The organism is Pseudomonas sp. SJZ080, assembly GCF_007828295.1.
Taxonomy (GTDB): Bacteria; Pseudomonadota; Gammaproteobacteria; order Pseudomonadales; family Pseudomonadaceae; genus Aquipseudomonas; species Aquipseudomonas migulae_A.
The window spans coordinates 277,794-296,439 of record NZ_VIUK01000003.1 but is presented as its reverse complement, the minus strand read 5'-3'; the positions used below and the strand labels follow the sequence as shown (position 1 = coordinate 296,439).

General features: G+C 59.4%; 15 protein-coding genes and 1 pseudogene. 12 read left to right on the top strand and 4 right to left on the bottom strand.

Annotation, left to right across the window (positions count from 1 at the left end; genetic code table 11):
- The first annotated feature begins 342 nt into the window (after positions 1 to 342).
- The 5 genes from FBY04_RS06155 (at position 343) to FBY04_RS06135 (ending at position 9,232) form a co-directional block, all read left to right on the top strand.
- The gene (locus FBY04_RS06155; protein WP_145314797.1) at positions 343 to 2,136 is read left to right on the top strand and encodes a DUF1302 domain-containing protein; all 1,794 of its coding nucleotides are present in this window, start codon (positions 343 to 345) and stop codon (positions 2,134 to 2,136) included.
- Positions 2,137 to 2,159: 23 nt separating this feature from the next.
- Complete coding sequence (locus FBY04_RS06150; RefSeq protein ID WP_084318147.1) at positions 2,160 to 3,527, top strand: DUF1329 domain-containing protein; 1,368 nt, start codon at positions 2,160 to 2,162, stop codon at positions 3,525 to 3,527.
- A 140-nt stretch (positions 3,528 to 3,667) separates the two neighbouring features.
- Positions 3,668 to 6,223, top strand: a complete 2,556-nt coding sequence (locus FBY04_RS06145; protein WP_145314796.1) for a LuxR C-terminal-related transcriptional regulator — start codon at positions 3,668 to 3,670, stop codon at positions 6,221 to 6,223.
- Between the two features lie 148 nt (positions 6,224 to 6,371).
- The gene (locus FBY04_RS06140; protein ID WP_145314795.1) at positions 6,372 to 6,692 is read left to right on the top strand and encodes a hypothetical protein; all 321 of its coding nucleotides are present in this window, start codon (positions 6,372 to 6,374) and stop codon (positions 6,690 to 6,692) included.
- A gap of 92 nt (positions 6,693 to 6,784) precedes the next feature.
- Positions 6,785 to 9,232 (top strand): dermonecrotic toxin domain-containing protein, encoded by a 2,448-nt coding sequence (locus FBY04_RS06135; RefSeq protein WP_145314794.1) that lies wholly within the window; start codon positions 6,785 to 6,787, stop codon positions 9,230 to 9,232.
- Between the two features lie 6 nt (positions 9,233 to 9,238).
- Here FBY04_RS06135 and FBY04_RS06130 read toward each other — a convergent pair whose 3' ends face one another.
- Positions 9,239 to 10,033 carry an IclR family transcriptional regulator gene (locus FBY04_RS06130; RefSeq protein ID WP_145314793.1) on the bottom strand — a complete coding sequence of 265 codons (795 nt, stop codon included), beginning with the start codon at positions 10,031 to 10,033 and terminating at the stop codon, positions 9,239 to 9,241.
- A 165-nt stretch (positions 10,034 to 10,198) separates the two neighbouring features.
- On the opposite strand from FBY04_RS06130, the gene hmgA reads away from it, so the two are divergent.
- The 3 genes from hmgA to maiA are packed head-to-tail and all read left to right on the top strand — an operon-like array spanning position 10,199 to position 13,459.
- A complete protein-coding gene (gene hmgA, locus FBY04_RS06125) occupies positions 10,199 to 11,503 on the top strand; it encodes a homogentisate 1,2-dioxygenase (RefSeq protein ID WP_145314792.1) in 1,305 nt (434 codons plus the stop codon).
- Positions 11,504 to 11,506: 3 nt separating this feature from the next.
- Positions 11,507 to 12,811 carry a fumarylacetoacetase gene (gene fahA / locus FBY04_RS06120; RefSeq protein ID WP_145314791.1) on the top strand — a complete coding sequence of 435 codons (1,305 nt, stop codon included), beginning with the start codon at positions 11,507 to 11,509 and terminating at the stop codon, positions 12,809 to 12,811.
- Between the two features lie 12 nt (positions 12,812 to 12,823).
- Positions 12,824 to 13,459: a maleylacetoacetate isomerase gene (gene maiA / locus FBY04_RS06115; RefSeq protein ID WP_145314790.1), complete on the top strand. Its 636-nt coding sequence runs from the start codon at positions 12,824 to 12,826 to the stop codon at positions 13,457 to 13,459.
- Between the two features lie 93 nt (positions 13,460 to 13,552).
- On the opposite strand, the gene FBY04_RS06110 is transcribed toward maiA, so the two are convergent.
- Entirely contained in the window at positions 13,553 to 14,356 is an 804-nt protein-coding gene (locus FBY04_RS06110) for a SirB1 family protein (RefSeq protein ID WP_145314789.1), read from the bottom strand.
- A gap of 172 nt (positions 14,357 to 14,528) precedes the next feature.
- On the opposite strand from FBY04_RS06110, the gene FBY04_RS06105 reads away from it, so the two are divergent.
- The 3 genes from FBY04_RS06105 to FBY04_RS06095 all read left to right on the top strand — a co-directional run bounded on the left by FBY04_RS06105 (position 14,529) and on the right by FBY04_RS06095 (position 16,909).
- Positions 14,529 to 15,548, top strand: a complete 1,020-nt coding sequence (locus FBY04_RS06105) for a Glu/Leu/Phe/Val dehydrogenase dimerization domain-containing protein (protein WP_084318156.1) — start codon at positions 14,529 to 14,531, stop codon at positions 15,546 to 15,548.
- A 159-nt stretch (positions 15,549 to 15,707) separates the two neighbouring features.
- Positions 15,708 to 16,481, top strand: a complete 774-nt coding sequence (locus tag FBY04_RS06100) for a hypothetical protein (protein ID WP_145314788.1) — start codon at positions 15,708 to 15,710, stop codon at positions 16,479 to 16,481.
- Positions 16,478 to 16,909, top strand: a complete 432-nt coding sequence (locus FBY04_RS06095) for a hypothetical protein (RefSeq protein ID WP_145314787.1) — start codon at positions 16,478 to 16,480, stop codon at positions 16,907 to 16,909. The genes FBY04_RS06100 and FBY04_RS06095 overlap by 4 nt, the downstream gene beginning before the upstream one ends.
- Positions 16,910 to 17,068: 159 nt before the next feature.
- On the opposite strand, the pseudogene FBY04_RS06090 reads toward FBY04_RS06095, so the two are convergent.
- Positions 17,069 to 17,323, bottom strand: a pseudogene (locus tag FBY04_RS06090) (YebG family protein); the annotation flags it as partial.
- Between the two features lie 358 nt (positions 17,324 to 17,681).
- On the opposite strand from FBY04_RS06090, the gene FBY04_RS06085 reads away from it, so the two are divergent.
- Complete coding sequence (locus FBY04_RS06085) at positions 17,682 to 18,182, top strand: phosphate-starvation-inducible protein PsiE (RefSeq protein WP_084318159.1); 501 nt, start codon at positions 17,682 to 17,684, stop codon at positions 18,180 to 18,182.
- Here the strand turns inward: FBY04_RS06085 and FBY04_RS06080 are convergent.
- Complete coding sequence (locus FBY04_RS06080; protein WP_084318160.1) at positions 18,179 to 18,493, bottom strand: DUF3509 domain-containing protein; 315 nt, start codon at positions 18,491 to 18,493, stop codon at positions 18,179 to 18,181. The two genes, FBY04_RS06085 and FBY04_RS06080, sit on opposite strands and share 4 nt — an antisense overlap.
- Positions 18,494 to 18,646: the final 153 nt, after the last annotated feature.

Below are 18,646 nucleotides of genomic sequence, written 5' to 3'. Positions count from 1 at the left end.
CTTCGATTCATCTGAAAACGGTTGCCAATGGCGTGAACTGATCACACGGCATCGCTGTTTGCTGTCAGGCGGTTTCCCTTGAAAGCCCGGTCAGAATAAGCGCTTGAGTCCAAAGGAAAAACAGCGATTCCAGACATGCAGTGTTGCAGGCTGGGCAACAGTGCCGCGTTCATGCGTCTGACTGATAAACCCCCATCCACTGCATCCATACTTCGCGCAAACCCTCGCTCCGCAAGCCTGTTCATCCTTTAGAGGTACACAGCGAATACCTCCTTGGTGCGCTTATCGCCCCCGACCTGCGGCAGTAGGGTGTGGCCTTCTGTCACTCACCGGGGAAGACGCATGACAAAAACAACAATGCGCGCCATCTTCACACCGCAGGCGCTGGCCGCTGCGGTTGCCTTGGGCAGCTGTGCCCAGGCGCAGGCCATTTCATTCAACATTGGCGAAATCGAAGGGACGTTCGACTCCTCGCTGTCCGTGGGCGCGAGTTGGGGCATGCGCGATGCCGACAGGTCCCTGGTGGGAACTGTCAACGGCGGGACCGGCCAGGCATCGACCGGTGACGACGGGCGACTGAACTTCAAGAAGGGCGAGACCTTCTCCAAGATCTTCAAGGGCATTCACGACCTGGAACTGAAGTACGGCGACACCGGCGTGTTCGTCCGTGGCAAGTACTGGTACGACTTCGAACTGAAGGACGAAGACCGCGAGTTCAAGCCGATCAGTGATCACAATCGCAAGGAGGGCTCCAAGTCTTCCGGTGCGCAGATCCTCGATGCCTTCGTCTATCACAACTACTCCATCGCCGATCTGCCGGGCACTGTACGCGCCGGCAAACAGGTGGTGAGTTGGGGTGAAAGTACCTTCATCGGCAACTCGATCAACAGCATCAACCCGGTCGACGTTTCAGCGTTCCGCCGTCCTGGCGCCGAGATCAAGGAAGGCCTGATTCCGGTGAACATGCTGTTCGCTTCCCAGGGCCTGACCGACAAGCTCACCGTGGAAGGCTTCTATCAGCTGGAGTGGGACCAGACCGTTCTCGACAACTGCGGCACCTTCTTCGGGGGTGACGTGGCGGCGGATGGATGCACTACGGGATACACCGTTGCCAGCCCGGCGATTGCGCCGCTGCAACCGATTGCCGCCGCATTTGGCCAGGGCTTCCAGGTCGGCAGGGAAGGGGTGATCGTGCCCCGTGGCGGCGACCGCGATGCCCGCGACTCCGGGCAGTGGGGCACCGCATTGCGCTGGCTGGGTGACGATACCGAGTACGGTCTGTATTTCATGAACTACCACAGCCGTACACCGTTCGTCGGTACCACCACCGCCGGGCTGGGTACGCTGGCACGGATCCCGGCCATCGTCGGTACCGCCAACGCCATTGCACCCGGCACCGGTTCGGCACTGGCCCAGAGTGTGATGCTCGGTCGCGGCCAGTATTACCTCGAGTACCCGGAAGACATCCGCCTCTACGGCGCAAGTTTTTCCACCACCTTGCCCACCGGCACGGCGTGGACCGGCGAAATCAGCTATCGCCCGAACCTGCCGGTGCAGGTCAACAGCACTGACCTGACCCTGGCCTTGCTCAACCCGATTGCGGGCGGCGCCGCTTCGCCAATCGCTACCCGGCCTGGCGCCGACAACAAGGGCTATCGCCGCAAGGAAGTGACGCAGGTCCAAAGTACCCTGACGCACTTCATCGATCAGGTTGCAGGGGCCGACCGACTGACCCTGGTGGGTGAGGCGGCGGTTGTCCACGTCGGTGGTCTGGAAGCCCGCAACAAGCTGCGTTATGGCCGTGACTCGGTCTATGGCGCCTACGGTTTTCGCGGTGACAGGGACGGTTTCGTGACCTCGACCTCCTGGGGCTACCGCGCCCGCGCCATCCTTGATTACAACAACGTGATTGGCGGGATCAACTTCAAACCCAACGTGTCGTGGTCGCACGACGTCGCCGGTTACGGCCCCAACGGTCTGTTCAACGAAGGCGCCAAGGCGATCAGCGTCGGCGTCGATGCGGACTATCGCAACACCTACACCGCGAGCTTGAGTTACACCGATTTCTTCGGTGGTGACTACAACACCCTGGAAGATCGCGACTTCCTGGCGTTGAGCTTTGGCGTGAACTTCTGATCTGGCTGAGAAGGATGATTTCAATGCGCAAGATGATTCTGCAATGCGGCGTTCTGGCCCTGAGCCTGTTGGCCGTCGATGTGATGGCTGCGGTGTCGCCGGAAGAAGCGAACAAGCTCGGCACCAGCCTGACGCCATTGGGCGGTGAAAAGGCCGGCAACGCCGATGGCTCGATTCCGGCCTGGGCCGGCGGCCTGCCGAAAAACGCCGGCGCGGTGGACAGCAAAGGTTTCCTGGCCGACCCGTTTGCCAATGAAAAGCCGCTGTTTACCATCACCGCGGCAACGGTCGACAAGTACAAGGACAAACTTTCCGACGGCCAGATAGCGATGTTCAAGCGCTACCCGGAGACCTACAAGATCCCGGTCTACCCGACCCATCGCACAGTGGCCTTGCCAGCGGACATCTACGAGTCGGCCAAGCGCAGCGCGCTGAACGTGACGCCAATCAACGACGGCAATGGCCTGGCCAACTTCACCGGCAATCGCTACTACGCGTTTCCGATTCCGAAGAACGGCGTCGAAGTCATCTGGAACCACGTCACTCGTTATCACGGTGGCAACTTGCGTCGCACCATCACCCAGGCCACGCCGCAGTCCAATGGCGATTTCACGGTGATCCGCTTCAAGGATGAAGTGGCGGTGCCTTCGCTGCTGGGGGATTTGAAGCCGGGCAGCGACGAAAACGTCCTCAGCTACTTCAAGCAGGAAGTCACGGCGCCGGCACGGCTGGCGGGCAACGTGCTGCTGGTTCACGAGACCCTCGACCAGGTCAAGGAACCGCGCAAGGCATGGATTTACAACGCCGGCCAGCGCCGCGTGCGGCGTGCACCGCAAGTGGCCTATGACGGCGTCGGCACCTCGTCTGACGGGCTACGCACCACCGACAACTTCGACATGTTTTCCGGCGCGCCGGATCGCTACGACTGGAAGCTGATCGGCAAGAAGGAAATGTACATCCCTTACAACAGCTACAAGCTCGACTCGCCGGACCTCAAGTACACCGATGTGATCAAGGCCGGGCACATCAATCAGGACCTGACGCGCTATGAGTTGCACCGGGTCTGGGAGATCGTCGCCACGGTCAAGCCCAACGAGCGGCATGTCTATGCCAAGCGGCACATGTACATCGACGAAGACAGTTGGCAGGTGGCGCTGGCGGATCACTACGACGGTCGCGGGCAGCTCTGGCGTGTAGCCGAAGGGCACGCCCAGTTCTACTACGATCACCAGGTGCCGGCCTATACCGTTGAAGCGTTGTATGACCTGATTGCCGGTCGCTACATTGCCCTGGGGATGAAGAACGAAGAGAAGCGCAGCTTCGAATTCGGTATCGATGCCAAAGCAGGTGACTACACGCCAGCAGCGCTGAGGAGTACAGGGGTGAGGTAATCATTCCTACAGCTCCTAAGGAAAAAGGTGACTTTGCGGTCACCTTTTTTATAGGTGTCGATCAGCGTGTTGAATACTTCTTCAACAAGTTGTGTGGAGAGGGCTAGGGTGGCGCCACAATTATAAAAAGGCGCACCACTATGACTGCCATGGCCCCGTGTCTGGACCGTCCTGGACTCCTGCCCCGCTTGTCTTCCCATCACCTGTCTCGCGACCGCTTGATCGAGCCGTTACTGGCCTCGACAGCGCGGGTGAAACTGCTCTGTGCGCCGGCCGGCAGTGGCAAGAGTGCGCTGCTCATCGAGTGCCTGCTACGAGCGCCGGAACAGTGTCAAGTCTGTTGGCTGCCGTTGGCGGGTGCGTCGTTGACTGCCGGCGAATTTCGCCAGCGGCTGGCTCGGGCGTTGGGATCGGACTCAGCGGACGAACCCGGGTTGCTGACCTATCTGGCGCAATTGCAAACGCCGACCTGGCTGTGTCTCGATGACTATTGCCGCACGCCCAACCCGGAGCTGGATCTTTTGCTCGACCGGTTGTTGGCGATCAGCAGTCCGATGGTCACCTGGTGGCTGAGTAGTCGCCGCCGCCCACCCTGCAATTGGCCACGCCTGCTGCTGGCAGATGAATTGTACGATTGCGAGCGTTCCACGCTGGCTTTCACCCAGACGGAAATCGCCCGACTGCTGCACCATCTTGAACCGGAGCAGGCCGCGAGGCGTGCCTGCCGGATTGTCGAACTGAGCGGCGGCTGGTGCGCGGGCGTGAGGATTGCGCTGCTGCAAAAATGCGACTGGTCACGCAACGAGCAACTGCACGGTCGACCCGACACGCTGCACGATTACCTGGAGCACGAACTGTTCAGCATTCTGACCCCGGAGCTCACGGAAGCCTGGCGGGTGCTCGCCCATCTGCCCCGATTCAATGCCCGGCTGTGCGACCACTTGTTCGGTGCGGGAGAAGGCGCACAGTGCCTGAATACCTTGCAGTCGTTGGGTTGTTTTATCGAGCCCTGGCAGGACTCGACAGACTGGCTGCAGATTTTCGCGCCGCTCACGCAGTTGATGCGCGAAGAACAATGGCCGGAGGGACGCTCCTGGCATCGTCGCGCCTGTCAGTGGTTCGCCGCCGAACTGGACTGGAAAGCCGCATTTGAACAGGCCTTGCTGGCGCAAGAGTTCGAAGTCGCGGTCAGCCTGTTGCAGCATTTCAGTTTCGAGCACCTGTTCGAGGAGCAGACAGTGGTGCTGTTGTTGCGTCTGCACGAGCGACAAGGCGAGGAACTGATGCTGGGCTCACCGCAATTGGTGGGGCTGATCACCGCGGCGTTGCTGTTCGCCGGTCGATTCGAGCAGGCGGGCGAATGCATTGAGCATCTGTCGCGCTTCATGCCTCAGCCGTCGGCGCTCGAGCAAGGGCAACTGATTGCACGGTGGCAGGCATTGCAAGGTTGGCTCCAGCATTTGCTGGGGCATATAGAGCCTTCGCGGGCGCATTTGCTGGAGGCGCTCAGCGAGCTCGGCCCGGAATTGTGGAGCGCCCGGCTGATGTGCCTGTCCGGCTTGACCCAGCAAGCACTGCTGCAAGGCGAACTTGACGTGGCGCACGCCCTCAACCGTGAAGCGTTGTGCCTGGCGCGCGCACAAGGTTCGCTGGTGTTTGAAGGGCTGTTGGAACTCGACCACGCGCAATTGCTCGAGCAACGGGGAGCGTCCGGCAGGGCCGAGCACTTGCTGGCGAACATGCACGATTTGCTCGTCCAGCGGCAACCGCTGGCCGAACCGTTGCTTGGGCGGATTGCCTTGCGGCGCGGGCGTTTAAGCCTGTCTCAGGGACAAGATGCACACGCGGCCGAGTACTTCGAAAGCGGGCTGCAGATAGGCCTGCGCAGTCAGGACAAGCGCGTGCTTTACGGTTTTCTGGGCCTCGCGCAACTGGCCGCCAATCGCCTGGACTACGCCCAGGCCTTTGTCCTTCTGCGTGATGCCGAACGCTTGATGCAGCAACGACGTATTCCCGACACGGTCTATCGCGGAGCTTTGCTGCACATCAGCTGCCATTTCTGGTTGCAGCAGGGGCGTCCGGAACTGGCCCATGAAGCGCTGACCCGGGTGCTGCGCCACTACCACGGCCCCCTTGCACGTCAGGCGCCGCCGGCCACGCTGGAGCTGATCCCCAGCCTCGAATACCTGCTGGTGCTGACCGACGTTTATCAGGGGCAGGCGCAATCACCGGTGCAACGGCTCGAGTGTCAGTTGCAGTCAGCCAGGCAGCGGGGGATGTCGGGGCTGCAAGCGCAGTTGCACCTGGCACTGGCCGAAGTCGCCTGGCTGACGGGTGACATGCTCATCGCGCGCCAGTCGTTGCAGGAGGGTGTGGCGCTGATCGAGCGCTGCAATCTGCGACAGACCCTGCGCGATCTTCAGTTGCGTCAGCCACGGTTGCCAGAGGCCATCGGGCGCGCCGAGCCGGGTCACCCTCCCGAGTCGGGGCCCTCGCTGCAGAACAGGTTGAGCCAGCGTGAAATAGAAGTCCTCGAATTAGTCGCGTTGGGTAACTCCAATCAACAGATAGCAGATCAATTGTTCATATCGTTACATACAGTAAAAACCCACGCGCGACGCATTAACGGGAAGTTGGGGGTGGAGCGTAGAACCCAAGCGGTGGCGAAGGCGAAAGTGTTGGGGTTGGTTGTTTGAACGTTGGCCTGTTTACGAATGCATACAAGTAGTGGGGTGTACTTCGGGGTTTCAGGTGTTTATAAGTTATGCGTCGGCACGGTCAATGAGTATTGGTCTTTTTGGACGTATGTTGGTCGACTCATAATTAATTGAAAGGACGCAATTTATGAAAACCGGTTTACTCGAAGAAGTGAGTGCGAAACTCGACAGGATTTTTCGGGATATGGAATACACGATCAATGTCGATGATACCTACCTCACTTCGATAGTCATCAATGATCTGGGTGAGCAGGTCGTTGATTACTCGCAAAGTCTGAGTTGGGCGATCATGGAGAAAGTGCAGGCGGATGAGCTGCCGGCTTTCAGTGAAAAATATGCGGGCGTATTTTCCGAACAGTGGACCTTTGAATCTGCCTATAAAATTGTTGGCCTGGATATTCAACAAGTCAACTTGTTCGGACGCGCAGTGGTCGAGTCCTATCGCTAAAACTAATCAATAGATTATCTGTCCGACAACGCCGCCATGGCTGGCGGCGTTGTCGGATTATTTGTTTTTGAAATGTGCAAAAGGAAGCGCGCATGAATATTAAAGTTTTAGCAGGCGGCGTTCAGGAAGCACTTCTGCGACCGTCCACGCGGATGCTGGCGGAACAACCGCAGCAGATTCCCGATTGGCTCCAGCGTGCCAGTGAAGAAGATCGCCAGTATTACTTCGACACAGAGCAGGCGTTGGCAAAACATGAGCAAGCAGTGGATGAACTGCTGAAAGAGGCCCGCTCTCTCAGAGCGTTCGCCCATTTTTATGCGAGTGAGTTTCTCAGGATTCTCAGCGGCGAAGTGATTGATCCGCAGCAGGTCTTCGTCAGCGCCCGGCATACGTTTTATGTCGGTCAGCAGAAAGTCGTTCAGCGCAATCGTCTGACCCTTCCCGAGTTCATGCTCAACGGTTTGCATGACCCGGCCACTGTCCCGCTGGAGATTGCCCTTGAAGGCGAAGCGCTGCCTGTCGACGTGACGAGGCAAGACCTTCTGGACGTGATGGGCGATACCAGCATGCGTTCGCTGTACTCGGACAAATTTGAGCAGAAGTACAGCAATGAAGAGGTTATCCGTGCCTTGCAGGCTCGCCTGGACAGCGGCACCAGCCTGAGTTCGCTCAGTGCGAAATTGCAGGCGCACATCAGTGATCAAAGTCTGAAGATTGTTGAGCGGGCCAGCCAGCAGGCTAAAGGCTATTCGGCGGGAGAGCTGTCGTTCGACGGCTGGGGTAAACCTTTTCATGGGCTGATTGTTTACTGCGGGCCGGAAGGCGAGGCCGGTCCTTGCGTGCTTTATGCGCCGCAGGGGCCTGGTGGCAGAACATGGCACGAGTTCGCGTCGTTCCGACAATTGAACCTGCACATGGCCGATTGGGTGGGGTCGCCAGAAGGGCGCAGCTACCTGAGCCGACAGGCTCACGCCACCGAGCGGGAAAGTATCGAATCGTACATGCGGTTGGTCCTGGATCTGCCCAGTCAGTGGCGTGGCATCAAGCGCGCAGCCTGGCCCGGATCGGAAGGCGCGGTGCTCCGCCACAGCGTGTTGCTGGGTATCGACTGGCTGCGAGGCGAGCTGGAGGTTGTCACCCCCGCGGGTTATCGATCCGCGTCGGCCTATCAGCGGAAATATTTTGCCCGCCTGAACACCGAGCTCAAAGCGCTGACGCGGCTGGCCAGCCACGAAGCAGGGCTGATCAGTTACGAAAAATTCGCCTTCAATCTGGTGAAGAAGATGGCGGACGATCTGATGGCGGATAACGGCGAGACGGTGTCGGTCAATCCCGATCTGATCATGGTCGAACTAAATGCCTCGCAATCGATGACGCTGACTCGACTCATCATCAAAGAGCATCACATCACCGAAGAAAGCGGGCCGGTGCATAACCCCGGCATTTACCCGCGAATTCGCCTGTTACCGGGTCATCCGCCGATGTCGAACCTGCTGGATAACTACATCGCCAACTGGTCGAAAGCGCTGCGTCCGGGTGAAAAATACATCGACATGCTGAATTCGGATTATCTGGATGAACGCTCGACCGGTTATGCCTTCAGACGTGACGTGTATGTCGACTTGCAACTGCATGAAATGCACCGGGCTGCATTGGCCGAGCTGTTCAGCGGTGCGCTTCAGCGCGACGAGTATTATCGGATCGAACAGGCCATTGACCGGCTGCGCGAGCTGCAAGCCAATGACCCCGTCAAGGCTGACTATCCCGATTCTCCCAAGCGCGACGGTGTTTACAGGTTTCATCTGGAGCACCGTGCGATTCAGGGTGTTTATGTTTTTCGCATGATGAACAACGGCGTCGCTCAGGATCTGTTGTATACCCCGCATGCGCCGGATGGCCGATGGTTTCGACCGTTGGCTGATTTTTCCAGGTCGATCAGGCAATGCGGTCTGGGCACTTATTACTGCAAACGTGCCCGGTTCACTGACCAGCGAGTCATCAAGGCCTACGTTGAAGAGGTCATGGGCGGCAGGGACGACGTCGAACCGCCGGCGCTGCAAGTCAATAGCCGGGTTTTCGACTTCTCGCTGTGCTATCGGGAAATGATCGGCCAGATCATTAACGGGGTGGATGCCCAGACCCGCAGCCTTATCGAAATTGTGGCGAAGCTGTCCTATGACGCTGCGGTGGCGGCCGTTGCAGTCGTAGCGTTGGTGTACCCGCCGATTGGCCTTGGGCTGAGTGCCATCGTTGTGGCGAAAGGTGTGTTTGAGGGCGGGCTGGCCTACCACGAAGGTGAGAACGAAAAAGTCTTCTCCAGCTTTCTCGATTGCATGCTGGAACTGGCGACATTGCACATTGGCAAAGCGGGATTCACCCCGATACAGAAATTGATCGCCAAGCGGTTGGGCGATGTGAATACCTGCTTTAGCGTTGTCTCGACACTCAGTGGCACCACGGTAGATCTGGCCGTCATTACCGAACTCATGAAGGAGGCGCTGGCCGAGCCTGATTCCAGCGAGCAGACGCTGCTGTCATAACCCCGACTAACCGGATACGGCCGTCGGCTCGTAGCCCATCCGCCAGCTCACGGCCCGCGTCGCCGCCAGCAACCGCTGCGCCGCCGGGCCGTTTTCGTCGGCGTGGAACAATGAGGCAGGGCCGACAATGGTCATGACCGCTGCCACGTTGCCGACGGCATTGAAAACAGGTGCCGACAAGGCATCGACGCCCGGCATCAACAAACCATGCACATGGTGCAGACCGCGCTCGCGGATCTGTTCGCACAATGCGGCATAGGCCTGATCGTCTGCCAGCGCATGGGTATTAGCGTTGTGCAGTTCCTGCTCGCGCAGGTCCATGGTTTCTCGCTTCGGCAAGTAGGCGCCGAACACCAGCCCGGTCGACGAGCTGAGCAGCGGCAACACCGAGCCCAATTTCGTCACGACTGTCACCGCGCGCACCGCCGGTTCGATATGCACCACGGTCGCGCCCTGATTACCCCACACCGCCAAAAAACACGTTTCGTTCAATTCATCGCGCAGCTCGGCCAAGGGCAGGGCGGCGACTTTGAGCACGTCCATACTGTTGAGTGCGGCGAGCCCCACACGCAAGGCTTCGCGACCCAGGCCGTAGTGGTTGGTGGCGGTGTTCTGTTCGGCAAATCCGCTGGCGATCAAGGCCTGCAAATAGCGGTGAACCTTGCTCGCCGGCATCTGCACGTGCTCGGCCAGTCGCGACAACGAAGTCGATGGCGACAGCTCGGCCAGTGCCTTGAGGATGTCGGTGCCGACCTCGGCCGAACGGACTTTCTGTTTGTCGTTGTTGCGCGGCGTTTCCATGGAGGCGGTCTGATCCCGAGACGAATGGGCGTCTTTATAGCTTGACGGTCAATACCAATCAAATTACGTTGTGCGTAATTGAATTACGATAAAAATAACCCAGGCGTGCCAGGACCTCTCAAGCGGAGTGACAGGCCATTGCCTACTCCCTGTTCAGGAGGCTCCATGAACCTCGATTCAACGGCACCCGCGCTGGCTTATCAGTCCGGCTTCGGCAACGAATTCAGTAGCGAAGCGTTGCCCGGCGCATTGCCGATTGGCCAGAACTCCCCGCAAAGAGCGCCATACGGTCTCTACACCGAACTGTTCTCCGGCACGGCATTCACCATGGCCCGCAGCGAAGCGCGGCGCACCTGGATGTACCGCATTCAGCCGTCGGCCAATCACCCGGCGTTCGTCAAACTGGATCGGCAACTGGCTGGCGGCCCATTGGGTGAAGTGACCCCCAATCGCCTGCGCTGGAACCCGTTGGATATCCCGACCGAGCCCACCGATTTCATCGACGGGCTGGTGAGCATGGCGGCCAATTCCGCGGCGGAAAAACCGGCCGGGATCAGTATCTACAGCTACCGCGCCAACCGCTCCATGGAGCGTGTGTTCTTCAACGCCGATGGCGAGCTGTTGCTGGTGCCGGAACAGGGACGGCTGCGCATCGCTACCGAACTGGGCGTGCTGGAACTTGAACCGCTGGAAATCGCCGTGCTGCCGCGCGGTCTGAAATTTCGCGTCGAACTGCTCGACCCACAGGCGCGCGGCTATATCGCGGAAAACCACGGCGCGCCATTGCGCCTGCCGGACCTCGGACCGATCGGCAGCAACGGCCTGGCCAATCCGCGAGACTTTCTGACCCCGGTCGCCCATTATGAAAACCTCAAGCAGCCAACCACACTGGTGCAGAAATTCCTCGGCCAGCTGTGGGGCTGCGAGCTCGATCATTCGCCGCTCAACGTGGTCGCCTGGCATGGCAACAACGTGCCGTACAAATATGATCTGCGCCGTTTCAACACCCTCGGCACCGTCAGTTTCGACCATCCGGATCCGTCGATTTTCACCGTCCTGACGTCGCCGACCAGTGTTCACGGTCTGGCCAATCTCGACTTCGTGATCTTCCCGCCACGCTGGATGGTGGCCGAGAAAACCTTCCGTCCGCCGTGGTTCCACCGCAACCTGATGAACGAATTCATGGGCCTGATCAAGGGTGAGTACGACGCCAAGGCCGAAGGCTTCGTGCCCGGTGGCGCGTCGCTGCACAGCTGCATGAGCGCCCACGGCCCGGATGGCGAAACCTGCACCAAAGCGATCAACGCCGAGTTGGCCCCCGCGAAAATCGACAACACCATGGCCTTCATGTTCGAGACCAGCCAGGTGCTGCGCCCGAGCCGATTCGCCCTCGACTGCCCGCAACTGCAAACCAACTACGATGCCTGCTGGGCCACGCTGCCCGCCACTTTCGACCCGACCCGGAGATAACCCATGACTCAGACTTCCATCACTCGTAGCTGGGTTGCCTCCGCCAACGGCCATGCGGATTTCCCGCTTCAAAACCTGCCGCTGGGGGTGTTCAGCGTGAAGGGCGGTGCGCCGCGCAGCGGAGTGGCGATTGGTGACCACATCTTTGATCTGGAAGCGGCGCTGGAGGCCGGCCTGTTCGAAGGCGCGGCAAAAACGGCTGTCGAAGCCACCCGAGGCAGTCAGCTCAATGCGTTTTTCGAACTCGGCCGCGAGGCTCGCGTCGCCCTGCGTGAACGCTTGATCGAACTGTTCAAGGAAGGCAGCACCCTGCACGGCAAGATCGAAGCCCAAGGCGCAAAACTGCTGCCGCTGGCGGCAAACTGCGAGATGCACTTGCCGGCGAAAATCAACGATTACACTGACTTCTACGTCGGCATCGAGCACGCGCAAAACGTTGGCAAACTGTTCCGTCCCGACAACCCGTTGCTGCCGAACTACAAGTACGTGCCGATTGGTTATCACGGTCGCGCATCGACCATTCGCCCCTCCGGCACCGACGTTCGCCGTCCGAAAGGCCAGACCTTGCCTGCCGGCCAGACCGAGCCGACCTTCGGCCCGTGCGCGCGTCTGGATTACGAACTGGAACTGGGTATCTGGATCGGCCAGGGCAACGAGCTGGGCGACGCGATCGCCATCGGCGATGCCGCCGATCACATCGCCGGGTTCTGCCTGCTCAACGACTGGTCGGCGCGGGATATCCAGGCCTGGGAATACCAGCCGCTGGGGCCGTTTCTGTCGAAGAGTTTCATCACCAGCATCTCGCCGTGGGTGGTGACGGCCGAAGCGCTGGAGCCGTTCCGTCGCGCGCAACCGGCGCGTCCTGAAGGCGATCCGCAGCCGCTGCCATACCTGTTCGACAAACGCGACCAGGCCGCTGGCGCCTTCGACATCGAACTGGAAGTGCTGCTGCTCACCGAAGGCATGCGCGAGCAGAACCTGCCGGCCCATCGCCTGACCCTGAGCAACACGCAACACATGTACTGGACCGTGGCGCAACTGGTTGCGCATCACAGCGTCAACGGCTGCCAGTTGCAGGCAGGCGATCTGTTTGGTTCGGGTACGTTGTCGGGGCCGGAAAGCGGTCAGTTCGGCAGTCTGCTCGAAATCACCGAAGGTGGTAAAAAGCCGATCGAACTGGCCTCCGGCGAAGTGCGTAAATTCCTTGAAGACGGCGACGAAATCATTCTGCGTGCCCGTTGCAACCGAGACGGTTTTGCCTCCATCGGTTTCGGCGAATGCCGCGGCAAAGTGCTGCCGGCGCGTTAAGAGGATCGGGTCATGGAACTCTATACCTACTATCGCTCGACCTCGTCTTACCGGGTGCGTATCGCACTGGCGTTGAAAGGGCTGGATTACCAGGCGCTGCCGGTCAACCTGATCGCACCGCCGGGGGGCGAGCATCGCCAGCCGGCGTATCTGAGCATCAACCCGCAAGGCCGGGTGCCGGCCTTGCGCACTGATGAAGGCGAGTTGCTGATTCAGTCACCGGCGATCATCGAGTACCTGGAGGAACGTTATCCACAGGTGTCGCTGCTGTCCAAAGACCTCGCCGCTCGCGCGCATGAACGCGGCGTGGCGGCGGTGATCGGTTGCGATGTGCATCCGCTGCACAACGTCAGCGTGCTCAACCGGCTGCGACAGTTGGGGCACGATGAAACGCAGGTGGTCGAGTGGATTGGACACTGGATCGGCCTGGGCCTGGCGACGGTCGAGCAGTTGATTGGCGATGAAGGTTACTGCTTTGGTCCGACGCCTGGCGTGGCGGATGTTTACCTGATCCCGCAGTTGTATGCGGCTGAGCGCTTCAACATTTCGCTGGAGGCATATCCACGGATTCGGCGAGTGGCGGTGCTCGCTGCCCAACACCCGGCATTCATCAAGGCGCACCCGGCAAACCAGCCAGACACCCCCTGAATCCGTAGGAGCCGGCTTGCTGGCGATCCAGACACCTCGGTCCACCAGGAAAACCGAGGTGAATTGATCGCCAGCAAGCCGGCTCCTACGGAGTCAGTGGACGATCGAGTTGGGCGGCAGGTGGCCCAATCGTTCAGTCAGCCGAATCCGCTGGATCGGATCGTCACTCAGCAGTAGCGCGTGCTCCAGATCAAAACGCTCGGCGTTCGGGCAGTCCAGCCGTTGGTACAGGCTGGCCCGGGCCAGGTAATCGGAGGCGCTTGCGTTGCCCAGCTCCAGCACGCGTTCGGCATCGATCAACGCACCAATGTAATCATCGTGAGAAAGGTGCAACTGGCGCAGGTTGCGTGACAACCGCTGCAGCGTCTGCACCGGCTCGGCAGTCAGCAGATGTTCGGCACTGAGCTTCATGTTCGGGCCGTACTGACGTTGCAACAGTTCACGGCAATCGTTGGGGTACAACCGGCGTCCACCGCACGGGTCGAGCAAATGATCGGCCCCCGGAACCCGCAACAGGAAATGCCCGGGGAAGTTGACCCCGACCATGGGGATTTCCAGGCCTCTGGCCAGTTCCAGCGCAATCAGCCCCAGTGCCAGCGGTTGTCCGCGCCGGCGCTCCAGCACTTTGTCGAGCAAGGCAGCTTGCGGGCGCAAGGGGGTAAAGTCGTCCTGGGCGAAGCCCAGGTCATTGAGGCGTCGCAACAGCGGTTGAGCCAGCTCGCTCACCGGCAGCATCGGCAGGCCATAACTGACGCGTTGTTGCAGATCCTTGAAGTTGGCCAGGACCGCCTCGGGATTCACTTCCTTGTCATGCTCGACGGACATCCACAGCGCCGCCTCGAACAGCGCGGGCGGTGATCGTTGCAGACAGTCGAAGAAACGTTGGCGGGGCGTCATCAAAATCTCCGGGGCATGCCTCGTTTTAGCCTCGTCTGCGGCGTTCGTCCAGTGCCGTGCCGGGTTATGTCGAAACCGCTGAATAGCCGTACTGCTTATTCCGGTGCGCTTCTGCAATTTTTGGGCGCAAGCCTATACTGGCGACTACAAGAAGTGATTCGGGAGCCCTACGATGTTCGCTCTCATGCAAAGCACTCGCCTTGAATCGCTGCATCTGAGCGTCGACCCGGCCACCGGGTTGAAGGCGGTCATTGCCATCCATAACAGCCGTCTGGGGCCTGCCCTGGGTGGGTGTCGTTACCTTGCCTATCCCGACGACGAGTCCGCGGTCGAGGATGCCATTCGCCTCGCCCGAGGCATGAGTTACAAAGCGGCGCTCGCCGGTCTGGCGCAGGGGGGCGGCGTGGCGGTGATTATTCGACCGGTCCATGTGGAAAACCGCGCGGCACTGTTCGAAGCGTTCGGCCGCTGCATCAATCAACTCGACGGCCGCTACATCACTGCCATCGACAGCGGCACCTCGGTGGCGGACATGGATTGCATCGCCCAACAGACCCAACACGTCACCAGCACCACCTCGGCGGGCGACCCGGCGCCTCACGCGGCGATGGGGGTGTTCACCGGCATTCGTGCCACCGCCATGGCTCGCCTGGGCAGCGATAACCTCGAAGGTTTGCGCGTGGCCATTCAAGGCCTGGGCAACGTCGGTTATGCCTTGGCCGAACAGCTGCATGCCGCCGGTGCCGAACTGCTGGTCAGTGACATCGATCACGGCAAGGTGCAACTGGCCATGGAGCAACTCGGCGCTCACCCGATCGCCAACGACGCGTTGCTCAGCACGCCTTGTGACATTCTCGCGCCGTGTGGCCTCGGCGGTGTGCTCAACAGCAATAGCGTGACGCAATTGCGATGCTCGGCAGTGGCCGGTTCGGCGAACAACCAACTGACTCATCTAGAGGTCGCTGATCAACTGGAACGGCGAGGCATTCTTTACGCGCCGGATTATGTGATCAATGCCGGCGGGCTGATCTACGTCTCGCTCAAACACCGCGGCGAAGAACTGACGACCATTACCGCCCACCTGTCGAAAATCAGCTCGAGGCTGACCGAAGTCTTTGCCCATGCCCAGGCGGAGAAACGTTCGCCAGCGCGGGTGGCAGACGAATTGGCGGAGAAAGTGTTGTACCGATAAAGGCTCACGACGTCCTTCACACCGCTGGCAAATTCCAGAGTCCTGACTACGCTGCAAGCGGGATGGCGCAACGCCACCCGCCCGGTTGATGAGGGCCTGCCAGCGTCTGGGGCAATCATGACTGGCGCAATGCTTTTTCGTGATTTCAAGGAGCGAATCATGTCTTCCAGTTCTTCTCTCACCTGCAATTTCACGATCAATTCCAGTCTTGATATTGGCGTGTCGTTTGCCAGCGACGATAACGGCGCCAATTATGGCGGGCAGATCACTATTTTCACCCCTGGCACCGCGGGTCCGGTGAGCACCGGTTTATGGGACAGCGACGGCAACGTCTTCTTCACCCTCTACCAGTCTGAAAATCCGGCCATCAACTGCGTGATCAACTCGGGATCGACGCCCGGTTCCTGGGACCCCTATATCGAGGTCGCCCAGCAAAATGGCCTTACGTGCACCATCACTGGCCCAGTGCAGCAACCCGGTGAAAATACGTTTGGCTATACCCTCGACGTGGTGCCGAGCGCCGGCGTTGGTCAGGGCACCGTTTCGGCTCAGGCAGCCGGATCGCCGACGCCTCAACACGTTGCGCGAATGTTGCTTCCTGCGGGCGGCAAAGAGACATGGACGCTGATCATGCAGGGCAATGCTGCGGTGCCCGACGAAATCAGCGTTGGCTCGCCGGTCGTCATGGCGTGGGCGCGGTTCGACGATGGGACTCAGGTGGCCGGCGGTGTCTACAAATCCGACACCCCGACGGATTACAACGTCAAGTTCATGTGGGTGCTGGACGCCGCCGGTAATCAGTATCCCGGTTGGCCCATCGACGTCAGCGATCACGAGGACTTCCTCAACAATGGCTACCTGTTTTCACTGACGCCCGACAGTGATGAAGTCTACCTGCTGAACGTCGTTGAACGACCATGGGTGAAATCATGAGCACTACTTACACGTTCTCCGTCAGCCTGTTGGACGCGAGCGTCAGCCCGAACGGCTTGCAGGTTTGGCAGAGCGGCACGTTGACGCTCGATAGCGGTTCTGTAACGGGCGCATTGGAGCTACCGGATTTTTACAAGTATCCGATCCCGTACGAGGGAAGCGCCGTATCGCCATCAACGTCGGCAGGGACAACCATCGAGGCCTCGGGCAAAAGTGCCGAAGCACAGATCACCTTCACGGTGACCTACGACTTCGATGGTTTTCTTTTCAACGGCAGCTATCTTGGCGGTTTGATCAGCGTGCTCGACTACGGCGCACAAGAGACCTATCTCTACGTCATCCAGGGGCTTTCTTCGCAGTCGCCATCTGGAGCGATATTCCGTGGTGGCTCGACGGCTGCGGACAAGAGATCGCCGCGAACGGCCTGATCCCCGGTTTTTCGCAGGCATGAAAAAGGCCCTGAGCCATTCGACTCAGGGCCTATTCAATTCGGGCGTTGCTTACTTCGGCGTCTTGGCAGCTTTGGCTGGCTTGGTTGGCTCAGCAGCTTCAGTTACTTCAACGGGTTCAGCTTTTTCTACCACTTGCGCCGGCGCATTCAGCAGTTCGGACAACGCATCCGGCTGGCTCTTGAACGCCTTGGCGAACACATCGCGGTTCTTCGCCATGTAGATCCCGGCTTCTTCCACTTGCTGCTCGGTCAGGGACGGAACGGCTTTTTGCAACACTTCAGCCAGCAATTCGGCCAGTTCGAGCATTTTGTCATGACGGTCAGCTTCGGCTTTATCCATGAACAAGCGCTCCAGATCTCGGCTGCTGCGGTATACCACTTCGACGGCCATTCACCACCTCACATGCCTTCACGATAGTTGTCTGTTTCGACCACTGTATTTATATACAGCGAAAAGGATAAGCGAATCCCTGCGCTTTGGGTAGTGGCTTTTTAATGTAGACCGAATTCAGGGTTTGTCATGTGAACCGTGGCGCTCCATTCGCGAGCAAGCCCGCTCCCACGGGGTCGCCATTGACCTTTGTGGGAGCGGGCTTGCTCGCGAAGGTGTCAGTCCACACACCGCTGACGTGTCTCGTATCACTCAGCCATCTTCTCAACTCGCAGCCTCTGGCCTTTTTTCTGCATGCAGAACAACCGTCACGTCCAACCCGTATCATCCGCTCGAACCGAGCTAAGGAAGAATCATCGTGAAAATCAACTGGGCCGAGCAACTGCGGCAGAACGTGCATCAACTGGCCGAGTCACTGGGCAATCTGTTCGTCGAGACTTTCCACTACCTGGCGCTGTTCGCCATTGGTGCGGTGACCGCGTGGGCAGCGGTGATGGAGTTTTTGGGGATGATCGAAGAGGGACACATCAAGATCGATGACATCTTGCTGTTGTTCATCTACCTCGAACTGGGTGCGATGGTCGGCATTTATTTCAAGACCAACCACATGCCGGTGCGCTTCCTGATCTACGTGGCGATTACCGCGCTGACGCGTTTGCTGATCTCCAACGTCTCGCACCACAACCCGCCTGATCTCGGCATCATTTACCTGTGCGGCGGGATTCTGCTGCTGGCGTTTGCGATTCTGGTGGTGCGTTACGCCTCGTCGCAATTCCCTTCGGTGAAGATCGAACACCCGCAACGCAAGATCGGTGCGGGCTCCGGCGAGCATCCCGAAGTGGAGAAAGGCGAGATTTAAAGGCGCATGGCTGGCCGCGGCTGGCCTTTGGTTGGCGGCGGCAGCTTGTGGTTGTCGCCGTCGGTCATGGCTTCGAGGATGGTCATGGCGCACTGTCCCTGTTCGATGGCAATGCCGAACTGGATGCTTTGCACCAAACGTTTGAGGCGCTTGGGGTCATTGCGTTGCTCGGCGCTGATCATCCGCTTGGCCACGATACGGCCACTGTTGGACAGGGTCAGCATGATGCTGCCGTCCAGACCCTGAATGCTCAGGTTGATCTGGTAATCCGGTGCAAAGGCATCGGTAATGAGCTGAAAGGGGTTGTCCATGATGCGTCACCGCCTGATTGAACGTGCAGTTATTGACCGGCCATGATCGGGTTGGTTCGCAACGCTGGACCATCGGCAGTCGCTCGCTGAGGTTTTCAAAAATCCTTTTGCCTCGTCAGCGATGTAGCAAGGGCCATGCCGGAAAAATTGTCG